This window comes from Longinema margulisiae (assembly GCF_025266855.1).
GTDB lineage: Bacteria > Spirochaetota > Brevinematia > Brevinematales > Thermospiraceae > Thermospira.
In genome coordinates, this window is sequence record NZ_CP053071.1 from 2403533 (window position 1) to 2418947 (window position 15415).

At 46.1% G+C, this 15415-nt stretch carries 17 protein-coding genes and 1 other RNA gene; all 18 read right to left on the minus strand.

The window, feature by feature from the left end; all coding sequences use genetic code 11:
• Positions 1 to 204, minus strand: a complete 204-nt coding sequence (locus tag BREVNS_RS10740) for a hypothetical protein (protein ID WP_483427004.1) — start codon at positions 202 to 204, stop codon at positions 1 to 3.
• A gap of 21 nt (positions 205 to 225) precedes the next feature.
• A complete protein-coding gene (locus BREVNS_RS10745) occupies positions 226 to 1260 on the minus strand; it encodes a hypothetical protein (RefSeq protein ID WP_483427005.1) in 1035 nt (344 codons plus the stop codon).
• A gap of 3 nt (positions 1261 to 1263) precedes the next feature.
• On the minus strand, positions 1264 to 1761 hold the full coding sequence (locus tag BREVNS_RS10750; RefSeq protein WP_483427006.1) for a DOMON domain-containing protein: 498 nt from the start codon (positions 1759 to 1761) through the stop codon (positions 1264 to 1266).
• 8 nt (positions 1762 to 1769) lie between these two features.
• Positions 1770 to 2078: a hypothetical protein gene (locus BREVNS_RS10755; protein ID WP_483427007.1), complete on the minus strand. Its 309-nt coding sequence runs from the start codon at positions 2076 to 2078 to the stop codon at positions 1770 to 1772.
• Between the two features lie 18 nt (positions 2079 to 2096).
• Positions 2097 to 2442: a transfer-messenger RNA gene (ssrA, locus tag BREVNS_RS10760) on the minus strand.
• Between the two features lie 145 nt (positions 2443 to 2587).
• Entirely contained in the window at positions 2588 to 3685 is a 1098-nt protein-coding gene (locus tag BREVNS_RS10765) for a PQQ-dependent sugar dehydrogenase (RefSeq protein ID WP_483427008.1), read from the minus strand.
• 15 nt (positions 3686 to 3700) lie between these two features.
• Positions 3701 to 4114: a preQ(1) synthase gene (gene queF, locus BREVNS_RS10770; protein ID WP_483427009.1), complete on the minus strand. Its 414-nt coding sequence runs from the start codon at positions 4112 to 4114 to the stop codon at positions 3701 to 3703.
• Positions 4115 to 4128: 14 nt separating this feature from the next.
• Positions 4129 to 4392, minus strand: coding sequence for a hypothetical protein (locus tag BREVNS_RS10775; protein ID WP_483427010.1), 264 nt, complete (start codon positions 4390 to 4392; stop codon positions 4129 to 4131).
• 24 nt (positions 4393 to 4416) lie between these two features.
• Positions 4417 to 4869 (minus strand): hypothetical protein, encoded by a 453-nt coding sequence (locus BREVNS_RS10780; protein WP_483427011.1) that lies wholly within the window; start codon positions 4867 to 4869, stop codon positions 4417 to 4419.
• Positions 4854 to 5606 (minus strand): dihydroorotate dehydrogenase electron transfer subunit, encoded by a 753-nt coding sequence (locus BREVNS_RS10785; RefSeq protein ID WP_483427012.1) that lies wholly within the window; start codon positions 5604 to 5606, stop codon positions 4854 to 4856. Before BREVNS_RS10785 ends, BREVNS_RS10780 begins: the two co-directional genes overlap by 16 nt.
• 375 nt (positions 5607 to 5981) lie before the next feature.
• The gene (locus BREVNS_RS10790; protein WP_483427013.1) at positions 5982 to 6956 is read right to left on the minus strand and encodes a flagellar filament outer layer protein FlaA; all 975 of its coding nucleotides are present in this window, start codon (positions 6954 to 6956) and stop codon (positions 5982 to 5984) included.
• A 189-nt stretch (positions 6957 to 7145) separates the two neighbouring features.
• Complete coding sequence (locus BREVNS_RS10795) at positions 7146 to 7652, minus strand: hypothetical protein (RefSeq protein ID WP_483427014.1); 507 nt, start codon at positions 7650 to 7652, stop codon at positions 7146 to 7148.
• A complete protein-coding gene (locus BREVNS_RS10800; RefSeq protein ID WP_483427015.1) occupies positions 7649 to 8926 on the minus strand; it encodes an N-acetylmuramoyl-L-alanine amidase family protein in 1278 nt (425 codons plus the stop codon). The genes BREVNS_RS10795 and BREVNS_RS10800 overlap by 4 nt, the downstream gene beginning before the upstream one ends.
• The gene (locus BREVNS_RS10805) at positions 8919 to 9707 is read right to left on the minus strand and encodes a type III pantothenate kinase (RefSeq protein ID WP_483427016.1); all 789 of its coding nucleotides are present in this window, start codon (positions 9705 to 9707) and stop codon (positions 8919 to 8921) included. Before BREVNS_RS10805 ends, BREVNS_RS10800 begins: the two co-directional genes overlap by 8 nt.
• A complete protein-coding gene (locus BREVNS_RS10810; protein WP_483427017.1) occupies positions 9694 to 10683 on the minus strand; it encodes an NAD(P)H-dependent glycerol-3-phosphate dehydrogenase in 990 nt (329 codons plus the stop codon). The genes BREVNS_RS10805 and BREVNS_RS10810 overlap by 14 nt, the downstream gene beginning before the upstream one ends.
• Before the next feature lie 4 nt (positions 10684 to 10687).
• Positions 10688 to 12145: an Asp-tRNA(Asn)/Glu-tRNA(Gln) amidotransferase subunit GatB gene (gene gatB, locus BREVNS_RS10815; protein WP_483427018.1), complete on the minus strand. Its 1458-nt coding sequence runs from the start codon at positions 12143 to 12145 to the stop codon at positions 10688 to 10690.
• A gap of 301 nt (positions 12146 to 12446) precedes the next feature.
• Positions 12447 to 13829 carry an NAD(P)/FAD-dependent oxidoreductase gene (locus BREVNS_RS10820; RefSeq protein ID WP_483427019.1) on the minus strand — a complete coding sequence of 461 codons (1383 nt, stop codon included), beginning with the start codon at positions 13827 to 13829 and terminating at the stop codon, positions 12447 to 12449.
• Between the two features lie 90 nt (positions 13830 to 13919).
• Entirely contained in the window at positions 13920 to 15338 is a 1419-nt protein-coding gene (locus BREVNS_RS10825) for a SurA N-terminal domain-containing protein (protein WP_483427020.1), read from the minus strand.
• Positions 15339 to 15415: the final 77 nt, after the last annotated feature.

Consider the following 15415-nt stretch of genomic DNA (forward strand, 5'->3'; position numbering starts at 1 on the left):
CTACTTTCCCACTCCCTTGACCTGACTATTGACAAAACTACCAAACCTTTGCCATGCCTGATCGGGATGCCCCTCTTCCCGACTTTGATAGAGAAGATAATAACAGGGAGAACCATTTCGAAGAACACACTTCTCAAGACTCATCTCTTCACTTCCATCAATATTACACCGCATAAGATTACACCTGAGCACCAGATGCTTCATATCTCCCTCCCACCAAAGGTGTTATATTTTCCCCAATATATGAAAATACATCCCAAAGGGATTATGCCATATGCCATCAAGCACATTATAAAACACTCCCATTTTGAAACGCACCGTACTCAGATCGTTATACACATAGAGCCCCATCCTATCAGAAAGGGCATAATTCGTGGACATAAGAAAGGTATTTTCAAACCCTACCCCATAAGAGAGAACCTTGGCTCCCGCCGAAAAATAAAAGTCAATATCCTGCCTCAAAGGTTCCTCAATCCCATTGTACATGGTAGGACGGGCAAAGATGGCCAAATTCTGCTCAAAATATCCCACCACAAGATGCTCGGCAAGATGAACATAGGCCTCTTCAAAAAGAGGAAGGTTGGTGAGATGACTATTGGGAAATCCTATCCCTACCTCAAAATCCAACTTCCCGTACACCGACCGAATCAACATGCTATAACGCTTTTGAAGAGTATTATCCACCACAGCCTGATAAAGATTGATATCCGAAAAACCAACAGAAAATTCAAGCACCGTATTCCCTATACGACTATCCACTACCACATCAAACCCAACACGATTTTCTGTCGCAGGCTGATAAATAAGAAGATGGGGATATATCATCCCTCCCAAAAAACTCTTGCCAAAGGCTACTCCTGTTCCCCGCAGGTCATAGGCTCCTTCATAACAAAGAAATGGATCCGAAAAAAACTGAAGCCCTCGATAGCCATATTCCTTCCTTGCGAGCGTTCGCCAGTTCCCTACAAAATAATCAACCTCTACAAAACCAAAAGGCTCCGTTCGGAAAAAAAAGGTGTCCAACGAGGGAATGATATTGGTTCCTGGCAGAGGAGCATTGGTAAAAATCCCATGGAGAGCCATATCTACCCGAAAACCGTATTTTGCTCCCCCATCCAACGAGAACAAGACCCGATGTCTTGTTATAATTTTGCTATTGGTTCCCATTTCAGAGTAAATATCCATGACAGGCAAACGTACTAACTGGCCCCAGAGAGCCCCCGCTATCACCACCCACAAGACAAAAAAAGAATAACGCATCAACTACTTCCTTTTGAGTATCATTTTTGTTTTTCCAATACTGACATGCTTACTACTGGTATTGTCAAACCTTCCATAGGCAAGGATAATATCTATAGGTTTATCAAGCGCCAATACCACATCATAGGTGTCCTTGGTATTCAACAGACGGGCAATCACCAATCGAGTTCTGCCATTACTCTCAGACGCCTCAATGAGACGAAAATTATCCACCCCCCCAAGTTCTGTATCACGGCGATGACCTGTAACACTCACCCCAAAATGATCCTCTACCACTCCCACGTTGCCATTGGTCACATATCCCATCAAATAATCCGCATCTTTCATACGAGCGGTAGCCCCCCAGCCAACAGCCACCCATCCTGTCGTGGGAGCCTCCATCGTGAAAATAACCTCATTGGAAACCACTTCATAGGCAAAACGTATTCCATTTACCTCTACCATTTCGGCAAACATCATCCCTACCCAAAGCATACCACAAAGAACAAAAGACCACTTCATAAATCCTCCTATTTTTCTAATATCTTCCCCCGAAGACTCTCAATAGAAGCCGCTTTGCTAAAGGCTGGAGCCACGGCATACGACTTTTCATAGGCAGAGATGGCTTGCCGATAACTCTTTGTGCTTTCATAAGCTTTTCCCATTCGCAGGTACCACTCAGAAAACTTCTCTATCATCTCACGATTGAGAACCATGGGTTGAATCTCTGTCGTCTTTTCCCGCATAGGAAGAACAGGTGGTAGAGAAGTCTTTGCTGTCAGATATTGTGGCTCACGGGCGGGCGGAAAATCAGAAGGTTGCAGTCTCTGTATCTGCATACTTCCCTCCTGTCTTCAATGTGGAGGCGGTGGGAATCGAACCCACGTCCTGGAAAGAGATGCCATAGACCTTATCCACAGGCTTGGTCCTGCTTTGGTGTTCTTCTTCCGAAGGAGGCAGGACAAACCCTCAGAAGAAAGAGCCGGTTTGTTTCAGGCAGAAACCCCGGCTTTTTCTGCCCTATCCTCTGTGTCTGACCTTCGTTAGCTATGCAGAGGAGCCACAGCTAAGAAGGCTGGCCGGCTTAAGCAGCCAGGAGAGCAGAATTATCTGCGTCTATTTGTGTGAAGCAGTTTTAAGGGATACTTCAGCCCTGCCTGAAGTCTATAACCTCCCATTTCCAATCGAAAACCATTCGCCCCCTCTCTCTTCTATACTATACCATACTTCCCAAAAAAAGTCAAAAAATCCCTATCTTTTTTATCGGCAGGTTATGAAAGAAAATTAAGTCTCTTTTTCGTTTTTTTGTAAACAAAAAAGTTCTATTACTGCCAAAAGCCAATTTTCCCTATCGTGAGGTTTTCCAGCGAAGTCGTAAAATCTTATCATCTCCCTGCTGCGGTTTTCCCCTTCCATCTCTATTGCTGGTGAGAACATAGAGAGCTCCATCTGGACCCACCACGGCATCCCGAAGCCGTCCGTACTTTCCCCCAGACGAAGAAGAAAACCATCGTTCTACTCTCTTGACCACCACCTCTTCTCCTTTTTTCTCAAGCACAAGACGAATCAAAGCCTGACTCCGCAGTGTCGCCACAAAAAGATCGTCGCCCCAAAAGGTCATCCCGGAAGGAGGGGTAGCCTGTTCCCAGAAGATCAAAGGATCTTCATACAGGGCGTTCCCTGCCCTCCCTTTCACCAGAGGCCACCCGTAGTTTTTCCCGGGAAAAATACGATTGATCTCATCATGCCCATACCAGCCTTTCTCTCCTGATGGTCCATGTTCACTGGCCCACATACCGAAAATAGAATGCCACGCAAGTCCTTGAGGATTTCTATGCCCAAGAGACCACACCACATTTCTATAGGGGTTTTCAGCGGGGATAGTCCCATCATCATTTACTCTCAAAATCTTTCCTGCTAAAGAGTCTCTCTCTTGTGCTAAATCAGGCTTCAAGGCATCGCCGGTGGTGATATAGAGTTTTTTGTCAGGTCCAAAAGCAATCCTTCCCCCTGCGTGAAAACGTGCGGCCGGAATCCTGTCAACAATGACCCTCTCTACCGATCCCTTGCTTCCAGAGTGGAGAATCCTCACCACCCTATCAAAAACTCCCTCTTCCGTGCGATAGGTGTACATCGCGTAGACATACGGCTTCGCAGGAAATTCGGGATGAAGAGCAAGCCCCAAAAGGCCTGCCTCACCCTCGGCATAGACTGGCAGGGTAAGATATATCGAAGGGGCTACTCCCTTTTTCAAAAGAAGAATCCTCCCCCCTCTTTCACTGACCAGCGCCTCATCTTTTGAGAGAAACACCAACGACCAGGGAACCACAAGGTTACTTGCCCAGATTTCCACCTCTATTTCTGGTGGCTGAGGCAAAAAGACCTCATTCTGAGCATAAGCCAAAACACTCCACACGAAAATAAATCCCCACACAACCCTTTGCATATCCACCTCCTTTTCTTAGGACTTTTTCCACTCCACCTCCACATTCACACGTATCCCCCCACGACTCTTCCAGTTGCCTATCACTTTCACCCATCGAGGAGACACCTTGGCCACAAAATCATCCAAGATCTTATTGATGGCGTTCTCCTGAAAAATACCAAGATTTCGATAAGAAGTCAAATAAAGCTTCAAGGACTTCTCTTCAACAAGATACGCATCAGGAATATACCGAATAATCACCGTGGCAAAATCAGGGAGTCCAGTTTTGGGACAGACTGATGAAAACTCATCGGTTACCAGTTCAACGACAAAGTCTCTGTCCTGATAAATATTTTCAATCACCTCAAGGGCCGGAGAAATCACAAGATCCCTGATATGGTTCTGCTTGTCGGTATAACCTGACGTATCCCAGCTCTGATGAATCACCATACCTTTCCTCCCTTTTATAACATCCAAAAGAGAACTATCACCATCACCACAATCATCAGCCCTGCTAAAACAAGGTCCATATCCTGACGAATGGTATTTTTCAGCATCCGCCAAAAGGGATGCCTGTAATGATCCCGAATATAAACCTTGGTTTCCTCTGGCAGGTCTTCCCACTTTTCTTGAAACTCCCGCCCTTTCATTACAAGCCGGTACACCATCCAGCCAAAGGAAAGAGCGAGCCCAACGAGTACCACATCAAGATACTCATACCAATCCATGAGTATCCCCCTCTCTTTTTTATTTTAGACGTTATCACTCACCTCTTCTTGATTTCGCAACACAAGCATTGTCGCCATACTCAGCCAACCAAAGACATCTACAAGCCCAACCCACCATTGCCAGCTACTGAACGAAAACACAAGGGACACTCCCCACAGAAAAAAAGCCACCATCTGAAGATACCAGAATTTTTCCTGCCTGTGTCTTAACCCCTCCGAAAAAACCATAGCCACCCAGAAGCCCACTCGAAACACCCTGTGCCAGACACCAAGTCCCATCATAGCCGAGAAAACCATGAGTGCATAGAAGACTAAGGTTATTTCCCGTCTCTGCTCACTATCATTCCAGAAGAGAAGGGCAAAAAAACCATACCCCAAAAGGGATAACACAAGCCATACTCCCATCTGTTCAAAAAAAGCCGGAACCATAACAAACAGACACCCTATCACAAAAAGCGTTTTTATCGAGTTTCCCATACCATTTCCCTCCAGGCAAAAACCGGCCCATCACTACAACACAACGCATACTCCCCATCCCTTTTGGGAAGCACACACCCCTTGCAGGCCCCAAACCCACAGGCCATCATACTCTCTGTAGAAAAATAGGCCTCGATATCAGGAGAATTTTTCTCAAGAAAATCTGAAAGAGCCGCAAGCATCCGATGGGGGCCACAGGCAAAAATCACCTTGTCCTTGAGCGAGACCTTCTTCATCATGTCAAGAACCGTCCCCTTCTCTCCTGCAGAACCATCATCTGTGGCTATCATAACCCTCTTTTCATCAAACCAGTCCAGAGGGGGTATCATCTCACACGAGCGAAACCCCACCAAAAGCCTTGCCGAAGGAAAAAGCCGCATAAGCCAGGCAAAGGGAGCGACCCCCACTCCCCCCGCTACAAAAATGACCTCTCTTTCCATCATCGGAAACCCATTGCCTAAAGGCCCAACTAATGAAAGAGTATCCCCCACCACCTTCTCAGCCAAAAGCCGCGTTCCCTTTCCCCGAATTTGAACCAATAACCTCACCTCTTCTCCCACGACATCGGCTATACTGAGAGGACGCCTGAGAAGCGGGTCAAGGGTGTCTGAAACCCGCACATTCACAAACTGCCCAGGCCTTGCCTCTCTGGCAATACGGGGAGAAAAAAGCGAAAGAAGAAGGTATTTCCCCTCCCTCCGAAGACTTCGAATAGTCGCTCTCTCTTCGTATTTCATCCTTCCAACCCAAAAGAAAGTCCCTATATTCTAAGCCAAAAAAAAGAATATGTCAATTGGGGAAAAACTCTTTTAAGACCAAAAATTGACTAGATGAGACCTTTGCACGAATGTGCGAAGGTCTCAAAAAAGTAGTAAAAAAACAAAAATAGTATAAAAATATTCCTTATCATAATAAATAATTTTACTTTTTTGAATAAAAAAGACAAATAAACCCTTGTAAACAGAAAAAGCGGGGAAGAGGGGCGTAGCTCCTGACCCAAACAAGGGAAGAAAACACCCGTGCAAGGGTCTCTAGATATTAACCCATACCTTTTCTTTAGAACCTAAAAAAAGGGCTACCTTACGGTAGCCCTTTGGTTTCACTTTCAAAGATTACTTGGCTGGAGCATTGGCTCTCTGCTGAGCCTTGGCCTGTTCGTAGAGCTGCTGGATATCACTCAAGCGCTTGAGTTCAAGGATACGTCTATCAAGTCTTTCCTTGGCAAGGATACCCCACTGAGCCTCATCATCGATATCCATCTCCTCACGGATAATAGCCCGGTCAAACTCCATATCAATATCCTTGAAGTAGATCACAAAATCACCGCCCTGTTCAATCTCAGGTTTGTACACAATGTAGCTATCAAACACCACATAAGGGTAGCTTCTTGGATAGAGAGGGATTCTCTGAAGCACACGATCTCTCACATCATCAGTGTACTCAGGATTTTGCCAGAGAAGTTTTCTCCATCCCTCGAACCACACAGATCCCATGAAGTAATCCCTGGTCTGATCCATGCGGTCGCGAAGACGAATACCAACCTGCATCTGATAGTTGAGACCATACACCCAGGTAGAAATACTCTTGATCTGACCAACATTGGCAAGGAGTCCCATCACAAGAGAGTTCTCTTCACCACCCTCAGCGTTGACAAAAGACCCATCATCATAGTAAGCAAAGATATCAAAAGGTGGCTTGATGAGAGCCCAGGAGAGGAAACGACCCTGAATAAAATGGATACGTGCACCAAGCACCGTTCCACCTTCACTCTCCCACTTTTTACTCTTCACTGGCTTGGTGGAGGAAAGCACATTGTTTTTCGTCGTATTGGCCGAAGGAGCCAAAATAATACGCCAGTTCGAGAGAGCCCAATCAGAACCTGTGAACTTCACCGTCGGATAACCGTAGTCTGCCAGGTTAATGACATTGGAAGCTTGCTCCCGGATCGCGTTATCCTTTTCCACCACCTTGGCTATATTCTGTTCAAAGGTGGGGAAATGAATCAATTTTTTCTGGATAGCGCCAAATCCGCTTGCGGTTATCCATAATACACTGACAATAGATAGAAACGCCACTCCTTTCCTCATATATCCACTCCTTTCAAAAGGTATTTTGTTCTCTTTAGTATACAGGAGATTTTTCTCCTGTCAAGCCCCTCAAGGTTTTTTTCTTTTTTCCGATATATCGAGGGGTTATTTCAGGTATTCATACTATCGGATACTCCCCTCTCAGAAGTTTAATCAAAAAAGAAAAAAAATCAAATTTTTTTTCTCTCTTTATTTTTTTACAGGAACAGGATAAAAGAGATTCCATCTCCCTACCACCACCTTTTGATAACTTCCTTCCACCAGAAAACTACACTTCTCAATAGGTCTCCCATTCTCCCGAAGGGTTTGAAAAAGACCTTCTATCCAGCGCTGCACGAGAAGAGGATGACGCTGGATATCCCCCATAAACTCACGACTCAGATTAATCACAAGGTGTGTCGGCTTCTTTGGGGTAATAACCCACGCCCCCACTACCTTGCCATCTAAAAACCATACCTCAGGAGCATAAGAAAGTGGCCCGTCAAAATACTGCCAGGCGATAGCCGCATCCTTTCCATAGCGTTTCACGAGACTCATCTGAAGAGCCTGGCGATCCACCACCTTTTTCGCGGAAGCTGAATAGTACACCATTTTCACCCGAGGAGGTGCCGTAAGAAACCAGATCACCCCACTCATCACGATCACCACAGCGGCTATTCCCCCAATCCAAAAAAGAAGCTTTTTGCGATCTCTCATATATTTCCCCTCCTTGCATTATAACGACGAATAAATCTATCAAGCCCAGAAGCCATAAACTTCGCTAACTGTCTCTGATAAGATGGAGAGGTAAGCTGACTTCCTTCTTCTGCATGAGAAAGATAGCCTATCTCCCAGAGAATGGCCGGAAGAGGACTGAAACGCAAGACATAAAAATTAGCACTTTTCACCGAAACCCTGGAAAATTTGGATTCCAGGGCTGTTTTCACATCCTTCGCCAAGGCTTTTGAAACCTTTGATACCCCCTCCCGCATAAGCACATTGAGAACACTATAAAAACCCTCGGTGTGCTTCACATCATCCATACTGAAGCCGGCATTTTCGGCTATCTCCACCGCTGAAGCCCCTGCATCACTGGCCTTATCAGAAAGATAATACACCTCAATTCCCCTTACCCGTGGATTGAGGGAGATATTCCCATGAATAGACACAAAGATCGCCCCCTCTCCCCCATTCCAGCGATCATAGGCAAGTTCCACCCTTTCGGAGAGGGACACATACCTATCAAGCGAACGGGTCAAAAGCACCCGATAGCCCATATTTTCCAGTGCTTCTTTGAGACTCTGGGCAAGTTGCAAAACAATTTCCTTTTCTTTTATCCCTCCCTTTCCAATGCCTCCAGGGTCCTTTCCTCCATGGCCCGGATCAAGAATGACGGTTTTGATAGGACGAAAGAGATCTCTTCCCCCGGGAAGAGGGGTTTGTTGAGAGGATGCAGCTGTTTCTTTGTTGGTATTTTGTTCGATACGATTCGTGGTTACCTTTCCCGTGGATGAGGTGATCTGGTTCGTTTTCACTTCTCTGGAGACAAGATTTTCTCTATTGGAAACCAAAGCATTGGAAACCACAGAAAGGGGCTTCGTGTTTTGTGGAAAAACCTCTTTTATCTGATTTGTCTCACTATTCCTCTGAAAATTACTCTGGAGAATAGCAAGGCTTCGCTGGTTTTTGACATCCCGGGCAAATTCCTTCACCACTTTTTCCATCAATGGAGAAAGGACAAGCCGACCATTGGTCTCCCATCCTACTCCCTCCTCAAAATAATACACCCTGCCATCCACAATCACGTAGGGCATATTGAAGTAAACACGACAAAAACGATTGGTGTTTTCGCTTTTGAGTTCCCCATAGCCCAAATTCCAGTCGTAGCGAAGGGAAAGCCCATACTCCCCGGCCACTTCCTCAAGCGAAACCCCAGCTACCACAAGACCATAGCAAAGTCCCACTACCAAGAAACGCCATATGCTACGCATGAGCCATCCAGAGATAATAAATTCCCTTGAGCATGAGATGGGTATCGACAAGGTCAATACGATGACTCGATTGTTGCACCAACTTAGCAAGCCCTCCGGTAGCTATGACCAGAGGATTCTCCCATTGAAGTTCTGCCGTGATACGTCTCACGAGTTCATCAATCATGGCTCCATGACCATGCAGGATTCCGCTTCGAATCCCATCTATGGTGTTTTTGGTCACCACCGTCGGTGGGAGAGAAAGATCAATATGAGGGAGTTTCGAAGCCCTCTCAGTCAATGCCCGAAGAGAGGTGATCATCCCGGGAATAATTACTCCCCCCTCATAGGCTTTTCCGTCTGAAAGAATATCAATAGTAGTAGCTGTCCCAAAATCCACGACAATGGCATCACGAGAGGGATATTCCCTCGCCACAGCATACACATTGACAAGCCTGTCAATCCCTATCTCATAGGGGTAATCATAATGGATCTCAAGTGGCACATCGGCCGTACGGAGAAAACGGGGAAGGATCTCATAGTACTTTTCAAAAAGATGCCCCATCTCATAGTTCACCTCAGGGACTACACTGGCGATCACCACCTCCTCCTTTTCGTTTTCCCTGAGCCCCCAGCGTTTTCTGAGAACCTCATAGCGAACCATCCAGTCATCATGGGTCATCGCCTTCTGGGTGAGAAAATGGGCATGATGTAGAGGACGATTCATTCCCCTTTGAAAAAGTCCCATGCTAACATTGGTATTGCCTATATCTATGGCCAAAAGGTATTTAGATGGTTTCATCTTTGAGTGGCCTCACCATGAGTTGTTTCATCACTTCCAGGGGATGCTGTTGGTCATAAATCACAGAATGCACAGCCTGGCATATAGGCATATCAATCCCCACCTCTGCAGCCATCTTGAGAGCAGGTCTCACTGTCTCTACACCCTCCGCCACCATTTTCATCCCAGCAAGAATTTCTTCGATCGATTTTCCGGTAGCCAAAGCCTCACCCACTCTTCCATTACGACTATGGCGGCTGGTACAGGTCACAATAAGATCCCCAACCCCAGCTAATCCGGAAAAGGTGGCTTCCTGAGCCCCCATTTTGAGTCCAAGTCGCCGCATTTCAGCAAGCCCTCGGGTGATAAGGGCGGCCATGGTATTATCACCAAAGCCAAGTCCCCGAACCATGCCGGCGGCAATAGCAATCACGTTCTTGATGGCCGCACAGAGTTCTACCCCTATCACATCCGTATTGCGGTAAACACGAAAAAACTCTGTCGAAAAGGCCTGTTGAACCTGCTTCGCCGCCTCTTCTCTGAGAGAAGCCGCCACAATAGCCGTAGGCACATCCCGACTCACCTCTTCTGCATGGGTGGGCCCGGAAAGGGCTACAATATTTTCACATCCTGGAAGTTCCTCGGTGAGAATCTCCGTCATACGCTTTTCAGAAGGAAACTCAAGCCCTTTGGTAGCACTCACCACAATCTGATGTGGCTTCAACCGGGGAGCAAATCGCTTCACCACCGAACGGAAAAACTTGGAAGGAGTCACAAAAACCACTATATCAGCCCCATCAACGATGGCATCATCCGTGGTAAACACAATATCCTCAGGCAATTTCACACCAGGAAGATAGTACACATTCTCCCGTTCTTTATTGAAAAGATCGGCCTCTGCCTTATCGTACGACCAGATCTTCACCTCATGGTTTCGCCGAATCTGAAGGGCAAGCGCCGTCCCCCATCCACCTCCACCAATGATGGCTACCCTCATAAACCTACCCCAACTTCTTCTGAAGAATCTCATTCACAAGCTTTGGATTGGCCTGCCCTTTGGTAGCCTTCATCACCTCACCCACAAAAAAGCCCATGAGATTCTTCTTGCCTTCTTTGTAACGCTGCACCTCACCCGGATTTTTTGCCAAAATCTCATCGATGAGAGATTCAAGGGCTGAGGTATCGGTGATCTGCTTCAGTCCTTTTTTCTCCACAATCGCAGAAGGAGATTCTCCTGTATCCACCATCTCGGCAAACACATCCTTGGCCATTTTGCCACTGATCACATTATCATGAATGAGATTCATGAGCTCTGCTAACTTCTGGGCAGATATCCTTTCCTTCGCAAGTCGGGTAATATCCCAGTTCAATTCATTGAGAACCGCCATGAGCTCACTCTGGATCCAGTTTGCCACCTTCTTCGGCTCAATTTTAGTCTGTTTCAACACATCCTCAAAATAATCTGCCATTTCCTTTTCTTCGGTGAGTACCTCGGCATCAGAAAGCGTAATTCCATACTGTCGTACAAACCTCTCCCGCTTCTGCTGGGGAAGTTCAGGAAGTTCCTGACGAATTTTCTCCACCTGATCCCGGCTCACACGAAGCGGGGGAAGATCCGGCTCCGGAAAATAACGGTAATCGTTCGCCTCTTCCTTGTCCCGCATGGGAAAGGTCTTATTCTGCTTGGCATCATAGAGACGGGTCTCCTGAACCACCTTCTCTCCATTTTCCAAAAGGGCAATCTGGCGTTCAATCTCGTATTCAATAGCCTTTTTCACCCCGTTGAATGAGTTGAGATTTTTGACCTCTACCTTGGTTCCAAACTCCTTCTGACCAACCGGGCGCACGGAGACATTAACATCACAGCGAAGACTCCCTTCCTCCATATTCACATCAGAGACGCCCAAGTATTTCATGATACTGCGAAGCTCCTTGAGATAGAGATACGCCTCCTCACTGGAACGCATATCCGGTTCAGAAACAATCTCCAGAAGGGGTACACCAGCGCGATTGAGATCAACGGCCGAATAGGGTTCCCCCTCTAAGTGAATAGACTTCCCTGCATCTTCCTCCATATGAATACGGGTAACCCCGATCTTCTTGGTAGAACCATCAGAGAGAACGATCTCTATCACCCCTTTTTGACAAATGGGATAATCATACTGAGAAATCTGATACCCCTTGGGAAGGTCCGGGTAGAAGTAATTTTTTCTATCAAACTTGGAAAATTCAGCAATATTGGCCTGAATAGCGAGTCCTGCCAAAATCGCCTTGTGAAGCACCTCCTCATTGAACACAGGAAGCACTCCCGGTTGTCCCATACACACAGGACACACGTGGGTATTGGCCGGTGCACCAAATTCAGTAGAACAGCCACAAAAGATTTTTGTTTTTGTGTTGAGTTGAACATGTACCTCAAGGCCTATGACTGCCTCATAACTTCTCATGGTTTCCTCCATGTTTTGAGAAAAATCGCTCTTTATTATAGAACAAAATCAAAAAAACAGCAAAAAACTATTCAAAACTCATCCACGAGCGTTTTCTTGCCCTGTCTTGGTCGGGGGCTACGCCCCTGAAACCCCGCTTTTTCCATTTACAAGGGCTTATTTGTCTGTTTTTGTTCAAAGAAATAGTTTTATTTATTACGTTAAGGAACATTTTTATACTATTTTTTGTTTTTTACCGCTTTTTTGAGACCTTCGCACATTCGTGCAAAGGTCTCTACTTTCTTTGAGAGCATTGCACATTCGTGCCATGCTCTCACTCAAGCATACTTCCTAAAAGATAGCCACTCACACTGGCCTGCATAAGTCCCCTCGTCCATCCCGCCCCATCCCCAATAGCATAGAGCCCCGGAAGAGAAGTCTCAAAATTCCGAACCACAAGACGCTGGGAATAAAATTTGACCTCCACACCATAAAGAAGTGTCTCAGAACTGGCAATACCCGGAGCCACATGATCTAAGGCCAAAAGCATCTCAATGATATCTGTCATGGTCCGATAGGGAAGAACCAGGCTCAAATCCCCGGGAAGGGCATCTGGTAAGGTCGGCTTGAGATTTCCCCGGAAAAGCCTCTCAGGGGTGGTACGTCTTCCTCGTTTCAGATCCCCAAATCGCTGGACGATGATACGATTCCCTGAAAGCATATTGCCAAGCCCGGCTATATACTTTCCATACTCCACCGGTTGATTAAAAGGTCGGGTAAAGGCATGGGAAACAAGAATAGCAAGATTGGTATTTGCTGTTTTGAGTTCTTCGGATTTATAACTATGCCCATTGACAACGGCAATATTCCCCTCATAGTGTTCCGTAGCCACCACGCCGCCGGGATTCTGGCAAAAAGTACGAACCTTGTCATCAAACGTAGGCGTATAGTAGATAAACTTACCCTCATACATGGTTTCATTGATCTCTTTCATCACCTCGTTGCGGACCTCAACCCTCACCCCGATATCTACAGGCCCAACATCGTAGGCTATCTGATACCGTCTGATAAGCGTACTCAACCATTCAGAACCCTCACGTCCTACCGCTAAGACTACCGCCTTTGCCCGGTAGACACGATCCGCGACTACTCCCACGACACGACCATCTTCGACCAGAAGATCCCTCGCTGGACACTCAAAACGAATGTCCACACCCTCTTCTCTCAATCGCTTCTGAAGGAGAGCATAAATCTCTGCACTTTTTTCCGTTCCAAGATGACGAAGGGGATTTTCTACCAGCTGAATATGGCTCCGAATGGCCCTGGCACGAATAACCTCAATACGATCTGGATTTTCAAGCCCATAAATCCGTTTATCCGCCCCATACTGAACATAGATATCATCAACAGAGCGAATAGCCTCTTGTACCACAGAAACATCAAAAAGATCAACGAGATCCCCCCCGATAAAAGGAGAAAGAGAGAGCTTGCCATCACTATAGGCACCTGCTCCGGAAAAACCCGTGGTAATATTGCAGGGTGAACAATGCTGGCATGGTTTTCCTTCACGTTTAGGACAGACTCTCTTTTCAATAGGTCGTCCCTTCTCAAGAAGGAGAATAGAGCGATCAGGCCAGCGTTCACGATACCGAAGCGCCGTGAAAATACCTGCTGGCCCCGCACCAATGATAATCAGATCATATACCGTCTTTTCCATATCCATTACCCCCTGCCCAACATTTTGTCGAGAACCTTTCCCCCCTCTTCACAGAGGAAAGTCTACCATCTTCTCCAGGGGGTGTGCCCTTTATTTCTTCTTGTTCTTGTAAGCCACTTTGATTTTGGCCTCAACCATCCTCTGCCAGTCCTGATTCCAGGCATTCATAATGTAGTAGGAAGCTTCCGATGTCATCGGAGTCTTCGGTTTTGCCTCACTCTTCGCTATTCCATTCTTGCGGATCAGAAGATACACGCCCCCAAACTCAAACTGTTTCACAGAAGCCCCAGAAGACACAAGAAAAGACAATACGTCAGGATGCTGGGAGAGTTGATAGGGAAAAACATTTCCCTCTGCATCCTCAGAGTACAGATCCACAAGAGACATCTTTGGAAGTCGTACATATCCAAAGGGCTTATTGGAAACCATGGACTTCCAATCGGCTGAAGGGTTCGCCTGAAGAGAAGCCATCGTCTGCACAAGATCATTGGAATACTTTGTCCAGAGATTCTCAAAATGAAGGGCAAGGTAGGCCTTCAAAAGCCGCTGCTGAGCAAACCCGGACAGTTCCTCAAACGAAGATACCCTCTGAACCCGAATCACATGGTACTGTTTATTCTCAAAAACAGGCTTGGGAAGCACCATATTTGATGAAACCGTGGAGAGAAATTCAAACACCCGAGGATGTTTCTCCTTAGTGAGACTCATGTTCTTTGCCACCACTGCCTCTGCAGGAAGAGTAGCAAGAGCCTCATCCCATCCCTTTGCCTGGATAGTCGCCAAGGTCATCTCAGCAAGCATTCTGTTTGATACTGTATTTTTGTTGGTAAAGGTAATCCTGTCCACCACCACAGTATCCAGGAAATTGGTCAGGTTTTGCTGATAGTACGCCTCAAGATCTCCTTTCTCAAGAAAACGGGCAACAAAATTTGTCTTTTCAGTAAAAACAATTTCCACATCATAGGCAAGATTTTTGGTATCCTGATAAAGAAGTGCCACAGAAGAAGGAGAAAGAAGAAGGGTATTCTGAATGTCTCCCCAGCTTCCTAAAAACATATCACGGGTATAAAAGATATCCAAGTACTCTTTTTCCCCAAAGGTAGGTTTGGCTGTCCGATACATCGCTTGAGCAAGCTGGCTATAAAAGAAATCAGAAGGTTTCACCCCAAGACGACGAGCATACTCAACAACACTCAGGGTTTTGCCATAGTTTTTCACCGATTCTTCATAAAAGAGTCGCTCTACCTCATTATCAGCAAAATTCACCCCCTGCTGTTGAAGCCGATTCTTCTGCTCATCATACCAGTAGGCAAAGCCTGTATCAATACCCTCATAAAACCATTTTCCGTTCACCTTCACCAACTTTGAGCGCATACGTCCCTGAGAAGAAAAGGGATTATACGCCAAGCTCACCACAAAAGAAATGATGATAAGAGAGGTAAAAAGAACCAAAGCCGCATAACGAATACGTTGAACCAAGAGTTTTCTCTTTTCAGATGCTGATGACATACCTTGCTCCTGTTTTATTTTCAGAGGTTGAGGATTGTATTATAACGCAGGCAAAAGGAAAAGTCAAAAGAGAATCA

Bases quoted from the DNA above. Each gene is read 5' to 3' on its own strand.
- BREVNS_RS10740 (WP_483427004.1), bottom strand. From the start codon at position 204: ATGAAGCATCTGGTGCTCAGGTGTAATCTTATGCGGTGTAATATTGAT.
- BREVNS_RS10745 (WP_483427005.1), bottom strand. From the start codon at position 1,260: ATGCGTTATTCTTTTTTTGTCTTGTGGGTGGTGATAGCGGGGGCTCTC.
- BREVNS_RS10750 (WP_483427006.1), bottom strand. From the start codon at position 1,761: ATGAAGTGGTCTTTTGTTCTTTGTGGTATGCTTTGGGTAGGGATGATG.
- BREVNS_RS10755 (WP_483427007.1), bottom strand. From the start codon at position 2,078: ATGCAGATACAGAGACTGCAACCTTCTGATTTTCCGCCCGCCCGTGAG.
- BREVNS_RS10765 (WP_483427008.1), bottom strand. From the start codon at position 3,685: ATGCAAAGGGTTGTGTGGGGATTTATTTTCGTGTGGAGTGTTTTGGCT.
- queF (WP_483427009.1), bottom strand. From the start codon at position 4,114: ATGGTGATTCATCAGAGCTGGGATACGTCAGGTTATACCGACAAGCAG.
- BREVNS_RS10775 (WP_483427010.1), bottom strand. From the start codon at position 4,392: ATGGATTGGTATGAGTATCTTGATGTGGTACTCGTTGGGCTCGCTCTT.
- BREVNS_RS10780 (WP_483427011.1), bottom strand. From the start codon at position 4,869: ATGGGAAACTCGATAAAAACGCTTTTTGTGATAGGGTGTCTGTTTGTT.
- BREVNS_RS10785 (WP_483427012.1), bottom strand. From the start codon at position 5,606: ATGAAATACGAAGAGAGAGCGACTATTCGAAGTCTTCGGAGGGAGGGG.
- BREVNS_RS10790 (WP_483427013.1), bottom strand. From the start codon at position 6,956: ATGAGGAAAGGAGTGGCGTTTCTATCTATTGTCAGTGTATTATGGATA.
- BREVNS_RS10795 (WP_483427014.1), bottom strand. From the start codon at position 7,652: ATGAGAGATCGCAAAAAGCTTCTTTTTTGGATTGGGGGAATAGCCGCT.
- BREVNS_RS10800 (WP_483427015.1), bottom strand. From the start codon at position 8,926: ATGCGTAGCATATGGCGTTTCTTGGTAGTGGGACTTTGCTATGGTCTT.
- BREVNS_RS10805 (WP_483427016.1), bottom strand. From the start codon at position 9,707: ATGAAACCATCTAAATACCTTTTGGCCATAGATATAGGCAATACCAAT.
- BREVNS_RS10810 (WP_483427017.1), bottom strand. From the start codon at position 10,683: ATGAGGGTAGCCATCATTGGTGGAGGTGGATGGGGGACGGCGCTTGCC.
- gatB (WP_483427018.1), bottom strand. From the start codon at position 12,145: ATGGAGGAAACCATGAGAAGTTATGAGGCAGTCATAGGCCTTGAGGTA.
- BREVNS_RS10820 (WP_483427019.1), bottom strand. From the start codon at position 13,829: ATGGAAAAGACGGTATATGATCTGATTATCATTGGTGCGGGGCCAGCA.
- BREVNS_RS10825 (WP_483427020.1), bottom strand. From the start codon at position 15,338: ATGTCATCAGCATCTGAAAAGAGAAAACTCTTGGTTCAACGTATTCGT.